The organism is Adhaeribacter arboris (assembly GCF_003023845.1).
Lineage (GTDB): Bacteria > Bacteroidota > Bacteroidia > Cytophagales > Hymenobacteraceae > Adhaeribacter > Adhaeribacter arboris.
This window is the reverse complement of the sequence record NZ_PYFT01000001.1, coordinates 2332234-2347606: the sequence shown is the minus strand read 5'-3', so window position 1 is coordinate 2347606 and position 15373 is coordinate 2332234. Positions and strand designations below refer to the sequence as shown.

General features: G+C 40.4%; 13 protein-coding genes. 2 read left to right on the top strand and 11 right to left on the bottom strand.

Features of this window, described 5'->3' with window-relative positions:
- Positions 1–21 precede the first annotated feature (21 nt).
- The 9 genes from AHMF7605_RS09610 to AHMF7605_RS09570 form a co-directional block, all read right to left on the bottom strand.
- Positions 22–645 (bottom strand): carbonic anhydrase family protein, encoded by a 624-nt coding sequence (locus AHMF7605_RS09610; protein ID WP_106928712.1) that lies wholly within the window; start codon positions 643–645, stop codon positions 22–24.
- Positions 646–776: 131 nt separating this feature from the next.
- Positions 777–1682, bottom strand: a complete 906-nt coding sequence (locus AHMF7605_RS09605; RefSeq protein WP_106928710.1) for a bestrophin family protein — start codon at positions 1680–1682, stop codon at positions 777–779.
- Between the two features lie 461 nt (positions 1683–2143).
- Positions 2144–2572, bottom strand: a complete 429-nt coding sequence (locus AHMF7605_RS09600; protein ID WP_106928708.1) for a tail fiber domain-containing protein — start codon at positions 2570–2572, stop codon at positions 2144–2146.
- A 409-nt stretch (positions 2573–2981) separates the two neighbouring features.
- Positions 2982–3917 (bottom strand): bifunctional riboflavin kinase/FAD synthetase, encoded by a 936-nt coding sequence (locus tag AHMF7605_RS09595; protein ID WP_106928705.1) that lies wholly within the window; start codon positions 3915–3917, stop codon positions 2982–2984.
- Positions 3904–4599, bottom strand: coding sequence for a tRNA pseudouridine(55) synthase TruB (truB, locus tag AHMF7605_RS09590; RefSeq protein ID WP_106933412.1), 696 nt, complete (start codon positions 4597–4599; stop codon positions 3904–3906). Before truB ends, AHMF7605_RS09595 begins: the two co-directional genes overlap by 14 nt.
- 1 nt (position 4600) lies before the next feature.
- Positions 4601–5440 carry an undecaprenyl-diphosphate phosphatase gene (locus tag AHMF7605_RS09585; RefSeq protein WP_106928704.1) on the bottom strand — a complete coding sequence of 280 codons (840 nt, stop codon included), beginning with the start codon at positions 5438–5440 and terminating at the stop codon, positions 4601–4603.
- Positions 5441–5656 carry a DUF3098 domain-containing protein gene (locus AHMF7605_RS09580; protein WP_106928702.1) on the bottom strand — a complete coding sequence of 72 codons (216 nt, stop codon included), beginning with the start codon at positions 5654–5656 and terminating at the stop codon, positions 5441–5443.
- Between the two features lie 142 nt (positions 5657–5798).
- On the bottom strand, positions 5799–6698 hold the full coding sequence (locus AHMF7605_RS09575; RefSeq protein ID WP_106928700.1) for a cell division protein FtsX: 900 nt from the start codon (positions 6696–6698) through the stop codon (positions 5799–5801).
- Positions 6699–6924: 226 nt separating this feature from the next.
- Positions 6925–11505, bottom strand: coding sequence for a translocation/assembly module TamB domain-containing protein (locus tag AHMF7605_RS09570; protein ID WP_106928698.1), 4581 nt, complete (start codon positions 11503–11505; stop codon positions 6925–6927).
- 6 nt (positions 11506–11511) lie between these two features.
- On the opposite strand from AHMF7605_RS09570, the gene tsaD reads away from it, so the two are divergent.
- The gene (gene tsaD / locus AHMF7605_RS09565; RefSeq protein WP_394336196.1) at positions 11512–12516 is read left to right on the top strand and encodes a tRNA (adenosine(37)-N6)-threonylcarbamoyltransferase complex transferase subunit TsaD; all 1005 of its coding nucleotides are present in this window, start codon (positions 11512–11514) and stop codon (positions 12514–12516) included.
- Positions 12517–12550: 34 nt separating this feature from the next.
- On the opposite strand, the gene AHMF7605_RS09560 is transcribed toward tsaD, so the two are convergent.
- Complete coding sequence (locus AHMF7605_RS09560) at positions 12551–13093, bottom strand: YfiT family bacillithiol transferase (RefSeq protein ID WP_106928694.1); 543 nt, start codon at positions 13091–13093, stop codon at positions 12551–12553.
- A 158-nt stretch (positions 13094–13251) separates the two neighbouring features.
- Here AHMF7605_RS09560 and AHMF7605_RS09555 point away from each other — a divergent pair, with 158 nt between their 5' ends.
- Positions 13252–13830, top strand: coding sequence for a DUF3109 family protein (locus AHMF7605_RS09555; RefSeq protein WP_106928691.1), 579 nt, complete (start codon positions 13252–13254; stop codon positions 13828–13830).
- A gap of 113 nt (positions 13831–13943) precedes the next feature.
- Here the strand turns inward: AHMF7605_RS09555 and accC are convergent, their stop codons facing one another.
- On the bottom strand, positions 13944–15293 hold the full coding sequence (gene accC / locus AHMF7605_RS09550; protein ID WP_106928688.1) for an acetyl-CoA carboxylase biotin carboxylase subunit: 1350 nt from the start codon (positions 15291–15293) through the stop codon (positions 13944–13946).
- Positions 15294–15373: the final 80 nt, after the last annotated feature.

The following is a 15373-nucleotide window of genomic DNA, read 5'->3' as shown; positions in this document are numbered from 1 at the left end:
TATGGGTTTAATTTTTTAAAATCATTCGTAAAAAACTACTTTACCGGTTTCTACCTCGTATAACCCGCCTACTATTTTAATCTGATTGGCTTGTTCCATTTCGGCCAGAATGCTGCTTTCTTTCCGGATTCGATTAATTGTCAGGAAGATATTGTTATTAGTTACATTCTCCACAAAGGTTTCGTTGTTGCCGTTTCGATTATGGATTGTTTGCGTTTCTTGTTCAATAGCCGGTTGTATTTTCCTGAGCAGGGTGGTTAAGTTTCCCATTTCAACCTGGTTGCAAGCCCCGATTATTGCGCCGCAGCGGGTATGTCCTAATACTAAAATTAGTTTAGAACCTGCTACCCGGCAGGCAAATTCCATACTCCCCAGAATATCTTCATTCAGTATGTTTCCCGCAATCCGGATGCTGAATATATCTCCTAAACCTTTATCAAAAATTAATTCGGCCGAAGTGCGGGAATCGATGCAACTCAAAATAGCGGCAAAAGGAAATTGACCCTCGGAGGTTTCGTTTACTTGCTGCAATAAGTTGCGATTGGCTTTCAGGTTATTGATAAAGCGTAAGTTACCGTCTTTTAAAATTTGCAAGGCGGCATCAGGAGTTAAGCTGCTTTGGATTTCTTTAGTTTGTGTTTTCATAGTTGGCGGAGAATTCCGTAACTTTTTATAGTAAGTACTTCAACGAGATAAGTTTAAAACCTTATTTTCTGCTATCCGGGATTATAAAAGTCTAGTAACTAAACAACGAACAAGTAATAAACAACAACTACTTACATCAAATAGAATTCCTCCGGTTTTAGTGGTGCAGGAACCTGAGGCTCTTGTAATAATTGTTTGATATTAATTTCTATGTTCCGGGCAATAGCTGTTACGGGGGTATCCGTTGGTTTATTGACGAAAGGATCCTGAAGGTAAGTAGCCGTTTCTTCGAGTAAAAAGAAAGTAGACGCAATGGAAATCAGAAAAGGAATCTCGAATAAGCCAATAGTTTCTACCAATCCCAGCGATAAGGTAATAAGAAAAAGATAAATAAAAATATGAACCAAAATCCGGTAAGTAACCGGAAACACCGTGCCGTTTATTCTTTCGGCCCGTCCCATCGATTCGCACAACCGTACCAGGGTTTGATCTAGTTGAATTTGTTGATACGCATTTATTGCTTGATTTTGCTGCAGAAGTTTAATATCGTTTACGTGCCCCATCAGTAAGGCTAAAGGTTTATTCGTCTGCGGCTGGATATAGGCTATTTCTTCCGCAGAAATATAAGTATCTAAATCGGCTAAGGGATTTAGCCCGCGTAACGACTGACCTAAACTGTAACACCAGCCAATTTGACGGAAAGCCATTCGTTTTATAATGCTGTCAACTGGGGTAAAAACATTATTATTCGCGAAACCTTTTACTTGCAAGATTAAAGTACGGGAATCGTTTACAATGGCGCCCCATATTTTGCGGGCTTCCCACCAACGGTCGTAAGAGTGATTTAATTTAAAGGCTAGAATCAGGGAAATAGAAGTACCCAAAATCGACGGAAGTGTAATAGGAATAGCAGGTAGATAGTCAACAAAAAAATGCTTTAAAATCTGGAAAAGAATCGAAAATAAAAACACGCGTAAGACATCGAGTTTTATTTTGTTAAACAAGTACTTAAATGGAATTCTCTTTTCGATTAGCATAAAATTAATTTTTACAGAGGCCTACGAGCAAATGCCCCGTAGCTTTTTGAATTCAAAAAAGCTTACTCTGTTTACTTTGATACCTACGGATAAATAACCCAGTTAAGTTAACTAAATAGATGGGTTATTTCTTTTAATTTAATTTATCAGCTAAATCGGAATTTAACCTTATTTGTATAAACCAGATACCAAACCAGTTTTAAGTTTTTATAGGTCATGTTTTTTGAAGTGAGATAGAAATATTATTCTTTAAGAGGCAAGAACCATTGAATTTTATTATTGGGGTGTAGATAAGAATTAGATAACTCATGGAACCTGTTACTTACTTTCCAGCGGTACACTATTATATTTAAGATAAAAAAGCTTTTAGCTTACGCTCAACTTTTGGGTTAAGGGTAAACTAAAAGCTTAGCCTGCAATAATTGTTAAATAAATTCTACCGGAAATTTAGAAAGTTAGTTTTATTTTGCACTTGCGTCTAATTGGCGTTTTAATTCGTCTATTTGTTTTTGCTGCTCTTTGATAGCAGCCACCAAAAGCGGAATCATACTTTCTAAATCCGTATTTTTAAGAGTAGTATTCCGGTAAGTGTTTTTACCCACCATGTACGACTGCGATTCTGAACTTACTAGTTCCGGCAACACTTTTTGTACCTCTTCGGCTAAAAAACCAAACTGCTGACCACTCGGCAGGTTTAACTTATTGTACTTCCGGGTATCAAATTGATACATTTTAGGTTCTAATTGCTGCACATAAGCCAGTCCATTTAAAATGGGAAGTACATTTTTTTTTAAATCCTGTTCTGGAACATGCTGGGCAAAACTGAAGGGGATACTACTAAAAAATGCCAGTACGGCAATCGCTATTTCTCTCTTTCCAACAATCTTCATCTTATTTATATATTTGAGTTAAACCATTTGTTTTATACCACAAATAAAATAATTACGAGTTAAAAGAAAATTAAATTTGCATTAAAATCAGATTAAAATTCAAATAAATAGTTAGTTGATCAAAATTGAAACCTGGATTAATGAATAATTTTTAATACGGGTTAAAAATGATTGTTGTTTTTATAAAATTTGCAACAAAGCTACATTTTGTGGGTAATAAATAAATTAGGATTTAAATAAGTTTTTCAAATGAGGTAAATATTGAAGGTGTTACTTATGGTAAAAGCATATAATCTGGAAAAATACCTTAGAATATAGGGCCTTTTTTCAGATTAATCATTTAATTTGTCCAGCTTGGTAATCCGTATATAGAGCCCGATAGAGGAGTTATTATAAACTTACTAAAAGATTATAAGCGCGTATTCAAGATTTGTAAGGCAAATTCTTTATCGCGATGCAGCTGTAAAACCAGTTCTTCTACACTACCAAAGTTTTCCTCATCCCGGATACGATCCACGAAGAGTAAGGTAATTTCCTGGCCGTATAGATCTGCTTCAAAATTAAAAATATTAACCTCAATGGTTTGATGAATACCGCCTACGGTGGGGTTTGTACCAATACTGAGCATGCCGCCTAGTACCTGTTCCTGAATTTTAACCTGTACCGTATAAATGCCTTGCTTGGGAATTAATTTATGCTGATCCGATACATCGAGGTTAGCAGTTGGATAACCCAAAGTGCGGCCCAATTGTTTGCCTTTCACCACGGTACCTCGTAGAGAATAGTAACGCCCCAAATAAGCATTGGCAATCTGGATTTCTCCTTGTTCCAAAGCAGTCCGGATTTTAGTTGAACTTACTGCTACATGATCAATATCCTGGCGAGGAATTTCTTCTACTTCAAATCCTAGTTCGGGAGCGTGTTGGCGCAGATATTCGAAACTGCCCATCCGGTTGCGGCCGAAACGGTGATCGTACCCGATCACCAACTTTTTGGTATGAATGGTATTTACTAAAATTTGGGTGATAAATTGTTCTGAATCAAGGTTGGCAAACTCACGGGTAAACGGAATTATTAGCAAATAATCCATGCCGAAAGCCGCCAATTGTTCAATCCGTTCTTCAATGGTAGAAAGTAAATGCAGGTTTTGAGTTTCCGGATGCAGGACCAGGCGAGGATGGGGCCAGTAAGTAATAACCACGCTTTGGCCATTAGTTTGCTGCGTAATTTGGATAAGGCGCTGCAAAATTTTCTGATGGCCCTTGTGAACTCCATCGAAGGTACCGCTGGTAACAACGGCCTGGCTTAACGCCGGAAACTCCGAAAGGCTCCTAATTACCTGCATGCTGTTCCTGTTGGTACTTCCGGATAGCCTGGATATTGGCTATAGTTAGCGCTTGTTCTACATGATAATTGCCAATGCGGGTCCGGATTAATTTTGATAAATGGGCACCACAACCTAATTGTTGCCCAAAATCACGGGCCAGACTGCGGATATACGTGCCTTTGGAGCAAACTACCCGGAAATGCACTAAGGGTATTTCCAATTTAGTAATTTCAAAAACCTGAATATGAATAGATTTAGCTTTTATTTCAGCTTCTTCGCCGCGGCGCGCCAAGGTGTAGGCGCGTTCCCCGTTAATTTTTACGGCCGAGAATAAAGGTGGTACCTGGTTAATGTGTCCTACAAAAGCGGCTGCCGCAGTGTATATTTCTTGCTCGGTAAGGTGCTGGTAATCGCAGATTTGATCGACTTCGGTTTCTAAATCAAAAGAAGGAGTAGTTTGCCCGATGGTAAAATGACCGGTATATTCTTTTTCCTGCGCTTGAATTTCTTCTATTTTCTTGGTGTATTTTCCGGTGCATAAAATTAATAAGCCGGAAGCTAAAGGATCTAACGTGCCCGCGTGGCCGATTTTTTTTATCCGGAGCAAATTCCGCACTTTTTTTACCACATCAAAAGAAGTCCAATGCAGTGGTTTGTCAATCAAGAGAATTTCGCCGGCCTCGAAATCATATTCCCGCATATTACACACTTAGATCCACCCCAAATAATAAAAATACCAATAAAAGTACGCCTACAATAATGCGGTAAATGCCGAAAAATTTAAAGCCGTATTTGGTTAAGAAATTAATAAAAAACTTAATGGCCAGCATGGCTACCACAAAGGCTACCAAATTGCCTAGTAAAAGGGTTTGTACATCGTGCGCCGACAATTGGTTCAGACTTGCCTGAATTTTGGCCGTATTCATTTTTAAAATATCGTCTTTCATATCCAGGTGCAGAAAATCAGTGATGAATTTGTAACTCGCGGCGGCCAGCATAGTAGGGATAGCCAGGAAAAAAGAAAATTCAGCCGCGGCTTTCCGGGAAATACCTTGCGCCAAACCCCCGATAATGGAAGCCGCCGATCGGGAAACTCCCGGAATCATGGCAATACATTGGGCCAAACCAATTACAAAAGCTTGCTTCGCCGAAGGAGTGCTGTGCGTAGGATCATTGTTGAACCATTTATCTACAAATAATAATACAATACCGCCCAACACCAGCGATATAGCCACGGTTAGCACGCTTTCCAACAAAGCATCTATTACATCGTTGAGCAAAAAACCGATGACAATTGCCGGAATAAATGCAATAAGTAATTTTTTATAAAAATCCAGGGATTGAAAAAAACGTTTCCGGTACAAAACTAATACCGATAAAATAGCTCCGAACTGAATATTTACGGTAAACATTTTCGTAAACTCCGTAGCATTAATGCCCATCAAACTCGAAACGATGATCATGTGGCCGGTAGAGGATACGGGTAAAAATTCGGTAAGGCCTTCTACAATAGCCAGGATAATTGCGTGCCAGAAACTCATTTAAGCTTTTTTACGGTCTTTTACCATAATAGCAAAAAACTCAATAATAAATCCAATTACTAAAATTATGGGGCCTAAGGTAATTCCCATAAAACCTTCGCCGTAGGGCTCTGCGTCCAAGGTCATAATAATAAAACCAATAGCTAATACTACTAAGCCCACTATCATGAACAGGTAATTCTTTCTGCCGAAGGCAAACTCATTTTTGTTTTCCATATATTTCCTGGACGCTAGATACTGGACTCTAGACTTTCTTCTTTTTAAAGATTTATTAAATAATGTGAAGTTCTATTAATTATAAACAAAACTTGTTAATGCTTATTCTTACGTCTATTATCTAGTCTCTAGCGTCTAAGGTTTAATAAAGTTCATCCAAAGATAAATGCATGTATTTGCGCACGGCCCGGTACGAACTAATAAAACCGATAACCATGCCTAATATTACCAACAAAATACCCAGAATGATTAATTTGGTTTCGTCGCGGAGTAAATACAACTCGTTTATTTGGTAATAAGCATAGCTTAATAAGCCTAGCAACATACCCGAGGCCAGTAAACTACTAATAAAACCTTGTAAAATAGCCCGGTTCATAAAGGGACGTTGGATGAAACCAGCCGTAGCGCCTACTAATTGCATGCTCCTAATCAAGAAACGTTGCGAAAACATAGCCAGTTTAATCGTGTTATTGATTAAAATAACCACTACCAACACCAGAATACCCGCAAAGCTGAGCAATATAATGCTGATTTTTTTAAGGTTTTGGTTAATGGAATCAATTAAGCTAGCTACGTACTGCACCTCGTAAACGCCATCCATTTCTTCCAATTCAGCTTTTATCTTTTTCAAATGTTCCGAGTCGGCAAAATCGGGGTTAATGTTTAAAATAAAGGCGTCCCGCAGGGGGTTATCACCTAAAAAGGCCATGAAGTCTTCGCCGCTTTCCTGAATAAATTCTTTAGCGCCTTCTTCTTTCGAAAAAAAGCGAACTTGGGGTTGTTGATTCAGGTAGGCAATGTATTCTTTCTGAGAAAACGTGTTTTTCAGGCGGGCCAACTGGGTTTGCGTTAAATCAAAATCCAGGTAGACTTGTACTTCTATGCTTTGTTTAACAATATCGGATAATTTACTCGCGTGAATAAGCAAGGTGCTAAACAAACCAATCACAAAAAGAGCCAAAGTAATGGTAAAAATAACCATGGTATGCGGATAGCTACCAAGTTTCTTTTTGCGGGTAGGTTTATTGGGGTGTTTTGCCATAATTTATTTGCCCCGCAAAATTAAGAATAAATATTACAGTTTTCAATTACCATTTATCATTTACCCGTTACCATGTACCAAGTATCGGTTAAATAATGCTATATTTTCTTCAATACTCGTAATAGCTACCGAAAATTTCTAACAATTATTTTTAGTTAAAGGCGCATTATTTGGCTGAAAGATGATAATTAGTTACTGATATTTAATAATTGGTAGCTGGTAATTGTCAGAGTCCTACGCGGTCGTCGGAGTCGATGATTATTTTTTCGGTGGCTTTGCGGTCGCGGCGGCGCATTTTACGACGGGCAAATAGCTCGGAAAACGTGTCGAAGCGCTCGGTGTGTAAAATACTGCCGCGTAAACTGCTTACCGTAGTCTGGCCAAAGGTGGAATAAGAATAAGGAGTGATGTTATACTCTAATTTTAAGCGAAGTTTTCCGTCAGCGCGCAGGTAAACATCTGCCCGCCACGATCCCGGCACTTCTGTTCCGGTCTGGTTATAATTTGTGCTATTGGTGTAATTATTACTACCCGGTAAGCCACCTTCGTGGCTCAACCGCAGCCGCCCTTTGAATAAAGAGTAACTTAACCGGAGTTGTAAATCATTAATTTGCTGGTTAGAAAAACCATCCAAGCCGATGTCAATCTCTAAATTGCTGTCGAGTTGCGAAATTAAATTACCTAACTGGTTTGATAAAGCTTGGCTCAAACTGCTGGTGAGGCCTAACGCGTTATCTACCTGGGCGCCAACGTTGGCTTGCGCGGTGTTACTCGGGTCGGATAAGCGTTTTAAAATTAATAAATTAAATACTTGCCGGTTGAGTTCATCCTGGTTGTTTCGAATATCCGCTAAATAGGCATTAATTTGAGTTTCCAGAGTAGAGGGAGTATCTTCAAACTCCAGGTTCAGTTTAATTTCCGGAGCAAGTAATCTTCCTTCCAAGTCCATTACTGCCGTTACGGGGTAGCGGATGTTACTTTGTTCCTGCGTGATACTTACGGGTAAAACTATCCTTTGCGTATAAGTGGCCGTAAGGTCCATAATTCCGGCGTAAGGGTCGCCGTTCCAGGTAATGGTACCGCCCGGCCGGATGTTAAAGCCTTTCCGGATTATGTTATACAAAGTGAAGTTGTAATAACCTTTCACAATTTCTACCTGCCCATCCATGGTAAATTCGCCCCGGGTATCAATATTTAAATTTATCCGGCCGTTACCCGAGCCCCGCACAATGTCGCCGGTTTCTTCGTCAAAAATAATTTCCAACTCGGCATCATCCGTAATTCCTAAATTAAAATTAAGCTTAATACCCGCTAAATCTACCCGCGGAACATCTGCCGCAGAATCGGTAGCTACCGAATCCTGGCGCAAGCGCTTGTGATTAACAAACTGAATATAACTTTGTCGCTTTGCTTCTTGTTGGCCGTCCAGAGGAATCGACATTTTGGTGCCCGCTTCGCTACGGGCATTTACATTAATAGATAAATTGGAAGGAGTGCCCGTTAAGCTAGCCGTACCCGTAGCAATGGCGGTTCCATAATAGAGTGAGTTTTCGGCCCGGGTGGTATTTAGCACCATAAACTTCCGGAAATCACCTTTCAAATCAAGCGACATGTTCCGGAATCCTTCGTGCTGAATGGTGCCGGCGATAACCGCCGAATTGGTAAACATATCCCGGATTTTAATATTCCGGAACGTTATGTCCTTATCCGAAAAATAAATCCGGTCGCTGAAAGAGTAATACGTATTTAAATAATTTACCCGGAAACGGCCATTGGTAACGAACGCCGACCCTATGAGTACCGGGGCATTCAGGCGGCCATTTATTTGAACGCGGCCTTCCATAATACCCGATAAATCGGAAAATAACGTTTTTAACAAAGGCTCCACCAACTTAATGGGAGCTTCGTCCATTACGGCCAGTAAATTCAACGGATTGTTTTCGGATTGAGGATTGTAATCGCCGGTAACCGATACTACCCGCATATTACTCCGGAATACTCCTAAATCTACTTTTATCTTGTCTTCGTTCTTGTCCCAATCGGTAGAACCACTAATTTCCCCGATGTAAATAGAATCCAGACGCAAGGAATCAACAGATAATTTGCTGAGAATGATAGATTTATTAAATAAGTTGGAAGCTGATGCCCGGGCATTTAGTATTCCATAAATTTGCTGATTCAATAGCGGGACTAAGTTTTCGAGCTGAAAGTTTTTAATTTCCATGACCAGTTCTTTCTCCGGATTACGCGAAGCCTGACCAGTTACGTTAACGCTTTGGTTACCGTAAAATAATTCCAATCCGTTTACTTCAATTTCTTTACCGGCAGCCCCAATTAAAATATTATTGTTGGGCCGGATGCTCCACTGCTTACCCAGAATATTAATGTTGGATTGGTTTAGAATTATCTGAACTTTATCGGGCGGAAAACTAATATTGCCGCTCACGGAGGCTTTATTCGTGCTGTTCGTTTGCGCAATATTAGTAGCAAAGTTAATGGTGCTATCGTTCCAAATTCCTTCCAGAAACAAGTTTTCGGAAGGAGCCGCCCCGGCAAATTGCTGATTACGCGAGGAAAATACCACGCTGGCTAATACCGTTGGACTGTTTTGTAGCTTAGAATTGTTAATTTCAAAATCGTTGTTATAGAATTTATAATTGCCGTAAATTAAGGTGTCCAGGTGACTGTATAAATTAAAAATCGAGTTGCGCCCTTGCCGGAAATTACCCGTAAATAAAGTGTTTTCAGCCAGGTATAATTCTGGCACGTAAGCTTTCAGGAAAGAATTCCCTTGCTTAAAACGGAAAGCTAAATTTAATTCATAATCTTGGCCGGTATAGTTCTTTTTCTGCTGGTAATAAGCTTCACTGGCCGATTGATTGCTTTTAAAACTAAGAATATCTTCCCGCACAAACGTGGTAAAATCAGTTATAAACCGCGATACCTCAAAATTACCGGTTGCTGAAAAATCCAGAATTTTACTGCTTGCCGCAATTGAACGCTGGCCTTGTTGGTTGCGGGAAGATTGAATGGAGACCGAATCGAAATTAATAATTTCTTTGCCGTACGTAAGAGTAGTATTTTGGAAAGTAGCCTGCCCGAGTAAATTATCCAGAGTTAAACCGGTAAAATTTAAACTAGCCTTGGTTTGTAAAACAAAGTTCTTGTTCAATAACTTTAATGCTTGCAGGTTAGCTCGGTTAATAGTTGTTTTTAGGTCGAAAGTGGGTTTTTTCTGACTTAAATTTATCTTTCCGTCGGCGGTTAATTCGAGATTGGGATCTTTGATGTTCAATTTTCCGGCTACTAACTCCTGACTTAAGGTGGCATCGGTGGTAATATAGCGGTAGTTATAACCTAAAATTCCTACCGATTGGATAGTGGCATCTAAATTTAAACGGGCAGAAGCCAGGTTAAAGCCGGTTCCTTTCACCTGACCGTTCATGGTAATAGATTGCAGGGTACGCACATTGCCAATAAACTTGCCTAACGCAAACCGATCGGTTTTTAAATAACCTTTGTAAGTAGATAGGTCCGGATTCTTATTTATTTTAAGATTTATATCCGACACCACCTTGCCCAGGGCCGTGGCAAAAGAACCATGCGCCACAAAATCGGAATAAAAACCCAGGAAGTCGCCTTGCAGCTTTACGGTTCCCAACCGCTCTACCAGGGCATAATTCTTAGCCGGAATAAACTTTTTAAGATCCCGCGCCAGTATTACCGAAGGTTTGAGTTTAATATCGGCAAACGTTTCTTTGTAACGGGGCAAACCATCCGCACTTAAATTCCCAACGATATGAGTTTTTTCGCCGTAATACAGGTCAATATTTTGGGCATTAAAACGCCTGACGTATCCTTTAGCTTCCCCGGAAATAAGAATTTTTTCGTGCCAATCTTTTAACTGCGGAGCGAATATGGCAATATCATCGGAAAATACGGCGGAAGAATCAAGGGAAGCGGTTACCCGAACACTATCGTTAAACGAAGTAAAGTTCCAAAATCGTTTGTAATCAAAACGGACGTAATGGCCCAAATTGCTTTTGTTTACACGTAAATCCAGATCGGCAAACTCCCAAAATGTTGGCGCGTAGATCATGTGCGCGTCCAGGTTTTTTAGTTTGGTATTTGATTTATGCTCGTGGGCTTGCAGATCAGTTAGGTGCATGCTAATAGTATCACCTAAAAAAGCAATTTCCGATATTTTTACGTTAATGCTGTCAATGTCCAAATGTTGGTAATCCATACCAAAGGCAACAGGTTCACGTTTCTGATTATCGTAGCGAAAATATCCGTTCTGGATTTCCAGGCCATATATATTAAAATCAAACTTAGTTTTAGCCGTTTTAGTGGTATCGGTTTTCATTAATTTTTTCAGGGAAGCCAGAAAAACACTTAAGTTCATCGAATCGGCCGTTTTATATCTTACAAAAGCGGCGTGTGGCTGCGTAAGCTTTAAGGTTTCGATGGTTAATTTGCGGTAATTTTGCAGCGAAAAACCACTAAGACTTGCCTCGACTTCGCCGATATAAAATAATTCTTCTTGGTTCCGATCGAGAACTTTTACTTTTTCCAGTATAACTTTGTTGAAAAATCGAATATCTACTCGGCCAATGGTAACCTGGTGACCAATTTTAGCGGAGAGGATTTTAGATGCTTTTTGCACCACGCTGGTTTGAATAGAGGACTGCCGTAAGGCAAACATTAGCCCAGCTAAAAGCAAAACAATAAATAAAAATAAACCGATAACTATTCGGAGAGTAGTTTTAATAACACCAGTCCACTTATTATTTGTCTTGTTTTCCAAATGGTTTTGGGTCCTACAATATTAGCAATCGAATCTTCCTGCGACGATACTTCGGCGGCAATTATCCGCAACGGCAAAGTAGTAGCCAACATAGTAGCCACGCAGGAAGTTCATAAACAGTACGGCGGCGTCGTGCCGGAATTAGCTTCCCGGGCACATCAACAAAATATTATTCCGGTGGTGTCGCAAGCCTTACTTACGGCAAAGATAACAAAAAGTGATTTAGATGCGGTAGCCTTTACCCGCGGACCCGGCTTACTCGGCGCCTTGCTGGTAGGCTGTGCCTTTGCTAAATCGTTTGCCTTGGGTTTAAATTTACCTTTAATGGAAGTAAATCACATGCAGGCCCATATCTTGGCCCATTTTATTGATGAACCTAAACCATCTTTTCCTTTTTTGTGCCTTACCGTAAGCGGCGGACATACCCAAATTGTACTCGTAAAAGATTATTTGGATATGCAAGTATTAGGTCAAACCACCGATGATGCTGTAGGCGAAGCATTCGATAAATCGGCCAAATTGCTGGGCCTACCTTATCCGGGTGGCCCGCTCTTGGACCGCACCGCGGCTACCGGTAACCCCGATCGTTTTACTTTTCCAATTGTAAACATGCCGGGTTACGACTTTTCCTTTAGCGGCATTAAAACTTCTATCTTGTACTTCCTCCGGGAAAATACAACGCAAAATCCCCATTTTATTGCCGAAAACTTAGCAGATATTTGTGCCAGCATTCAGAATGCCTTAATTCAAACTTTACTAAAAAAATTAAAGCAAGCCGCTAAAGACACCGGAATCCGGGAAATAGCCATTGCGGGTGGGGTTTCGGCAAATTCAGGTTTGCGTCAGGCTATGACCGATAGTGCCGCTCGTTATAAATGGAATGTGTACATTCCCGCCTTTGAGTATTGCACCGATAATGCCGCTATGATTGCGATAACCGCCCATTATAAGTATTTACAAGAGGATTTTACTACTCAATACGTCAGCCCTGACCCCCGTTTAAAATTGTAAAAACCTTATTTATTTAATATAGCTTTCTTTTATTTTAACGGTCGAAATTCCGTTTTCTAAGTTCGGTAATATGGGCTACGTGATGCCGACCATGCCACGAATACAAGCCCGCCGCATTACTTAAAGTTACTTCCCCCAAAGTAGGATGCACAAATACCCGTTGCCATTGTTCCGGGGTAAGCGATTCCAAAAGCATTACCCAACGCAGGTGCAAGGCTTCCAGCAAAATGAGGGACATATCTACGGGGGCATGTTTGGCATCGGCTAGTTCGGCCCAAAGGTGTTCTTCGTACGTTTTAATTACCGGTTTATCCTCGGTGAGGGCTAAGCGGAAGCGAACATAGCTGTTAATATGGCTATCCGCCACGTGATTTACGGTCTGGCGTACCGTCCAGCCACCCGCCCGGTAAGGAGTATCTAATTCTTTTTCGTTCAAATCTTTTACTGCTTTGCGTAATTGGGCCGGTAAATGGGTAATATGCTGAATATATTCTTTTAGCTCTTCGGGTGAAATAATTGGTTTTGCGGTGTATGTACCAATCGGATACCGAAGTGAGTCTGTGTTATTACTTTCCATAACTTTGTTTAATCAAGCTGATTACCGGTTAAGTAGAGAAAAATCTTTTACAATAGCAATCTTCTTTCTGGCCAATAAATGATTAAGTAAAACTAACCGAAAGATGGCAGTCGAACTAAAAAGGTAGGAACTTTGTATTTTCGGTAAATACATGTACCATGATTATTCTGGAACACACAGTTATTAGCGACGATATAAAAGATAAGTTTTTTGTCTGTAATTTAGAGAAATGCAAAGGGGCCTGCTGTGTAGAAGGCGATCTAGGTGCCCCTCTGGAGGAAGACGAATTGGCTATATTATCCGAAAATTACGAGGCTATTAAACCTTATCTTTCTGCAGAAGGGCAAAAAGCCATTGCGGAACAAGGTTTATACATTAAAGATTGGGAAGACGACTTTTCGACTACCACTATTGGTAACCGCGAATGTGCCTATGCCATTTATGACGATAATTTAACTTTAAAATGCGGTATTGAACAAGCCTACCTAGACGGTAAAATTAATTGGAGAAAGCCAATCTCCTGCCACTTATATCCTATCCGGATAACTAGATACGACGGGTTTGAAGCATTAAATTATGACAAATGGCAGATATGTAATGCCGCCTGCAGCTTTGGCCAAGAGTTAGGTGTGCGCGTGTATCAATTCCTGAAAGAGCCTTTAATTCGGAAATACGGCGAAGAGTGGTATAATCAATTAGAAGAGCTGGTTGCCGGTGAGGAGAAAGCAGTTAGGTAACATTTAGCAAGGTGAGTACAAATAAGTTTTAGGTGAAGTTGCAAAAGCAGAAAGCCCGGTTAAACCGGGCTTTCTGCTTAAATAAATTGTTAACTTTTAAACTATTCTTCAATCTATTCAGCCAGCGCACTAAAATCGTAGGTATCTAAATATTTAGTGGTGAAGTTACCCGATTTAAAGTTTTCATCATCCATCATTCTTAAATGAAAAGGAATAGTTGTTTTTACTCCCTCTACCACAAATTCACTTAAGGCCCGCTTCATTTTTACAATTGCCTCCGCGCGGGTTTGCGCTGTAACAATAAGCTTGGCAATCATGGAGTCATAATTGGGCGGAATGGTGTAACCCGCGTAAACGTGAGTATCTACCCGTACTCCGTGCCCACCCGGAATGTGCAAGGTGGTGATTTTGCCTGGAGCGGGCCGAAAACCATTTACCGGATCTTCGGCATTAATGCGGCATTCAATGGCGTGCATTTGGGGATAATAATTTTTTCCGGAAATAGGAACCCCAGCGGCTACTTTTATTTGCTCTTTAATTAAATCGTAATTAATTACTTCTTCGGTAATGGGGTGCTCCACCTGAATCCGGGTGTTCATTTCCATGAAGTAAAAATTTTTGTGTTTATCTACCAGGAACTCAATGGTACCTACCCCTTCGTAACTAATAGCGGAAGCACCGGCAATAGCGGCTTTCCCCATAGCTTCCCGGAGTTTCTCATCAATAAACGGCGAGGGAGTTTCTTCTATTAATTTCTGATGGCGACGCTGAATAGAGCAATCACGTTCGGAGAGATGACAAACCTTGTTGTGCTGATCGCCAACCAACTGAATTTCAATGTGACGAGGTTCTTCTACAAATTTTTCCAAATACATGCCATCGTCGCCGAAAGCTGCTTTGGCTTCGGTACGCGCACTGTTCCAGGCTTTTTCAAATTCTTCGTCGTTGTTAATAATGCGCATGCCCCGGCCGCCGCCACCCGCCGTTGCTTTTATAATAACCGGGTATTTGATTTTGTGCGCCAGCTTAATCCCTTCTTCTACTGATTTTAACAAGCCATCGGAACCCGGAATGGTAGGTACGCCGGCTTTCTTCATAGTGGTTTTAGCCGAAGATTTATCGCCCATGGCATTAATCATGGCTGGCGTAGCGCCAATAAACTTAATACCGTTCTCATGGCAAATTCGCGAAAACTCGGCATTTTCCGATAGAAAACCATAACCCGGATGAATGGCATCGGCGTTGGTGATTTCGGCCGCGGAAATAATACTCGGAATATTTAAATAAGATAAGGTGCTCGAAGGAGGACCAATACAGACGGCTTCGTCGGCAAATCGAACGTGCAGGCTTTCTTTATCAGCAGTAGAATAAACTGCCACCGTCTTAATGCCCATTTCTTTGCAGGTACGAATAATACGTAAGGCTATCTCACCGCGGTTGGCAACCAGTATTTTCTTAAACACAGTTTTATTAAATTATGAATGAGAAATTATGAATTAGAAATTAAAACCTACGCCTTATTTAAATTTATCTGCTACAATTA

Excerpts from the sequence above, each read along its gene's own strand:
- AHMF7605_RS09610 (WP_106928712.1), bottom strand. The coding sequence starts at position 645 with ATGAAAACACAAACTAAAGAAATCCAAAGCAGCTTAACTCCTGATGCC.
- AHMF7605_RS09605 (WP_106928710.1), bottom strand. The coding sequence starts at position 1,682 with ATGCTAATCGAAAAGAGAATTCCATTTAAGTACTTGTTTAACAAAATA.
- AHMF7605_RS09600 (WP_106928708.1), bottom strand. The coding sequence starts at position 2,572 with ATGAAGATTGTTGGAAAGAGAGAAATAGCGATTGCCGTACTGGCATTT.
- AHMF7605_RS09595 (WP_106928705.1), bottom strand. The coding sequence starts at position 3,917 with ATGCAGGTAATTAGGAGCCTTTCGGAGTTTCCGGCGTTAAGCCAGGCC.
- truB (WP_106933412.1), bottom strand. The coding sequence starts at position 4,599 with ATGCGGGAATATGATTTCGAGGCCGGCGAAATTCTCTTGATTGACAAA.
- AHMF7605_RS09585 (WP_106928704.1), bottom strand. The coding sequence starts at position 5,440 with ATGAGTTTCTGGCACGCAATTATCCTGGCTATTGTAGAAGGCCTTACC.
- AHMF7605_RS09580 (WP_106928702.1), bottom strand. The coding sequence starts at position 5,656 with ATGGAAAACAAAAATGAGTTTGCCTTCGGCAGAAAGAATTACCTGTTC.
- AHMF7605_RS09575 (WP_106928700.1), bottom strand. The coding sequence starts at position 6,698 with ATGGCAAAACACCCCAATAAACCTACCCGCAAAAAGAAACTTGGTAGC.
- AHMF7605_RS09560 (WP_106928694.1), bottom strand. The coding sequence starts at position 13,093 with ATGGAAAGTAATAACACAGACTCACTTCGGTATCCGATTGGTACATAC.
- AHMF7605_RS09555 (WP_106928691.1), top strand. The coding sequence starts at position 13,252 with ATGATTATTCTGGAACACACAGTTATTAGCGACGATATAAAAGATAAG.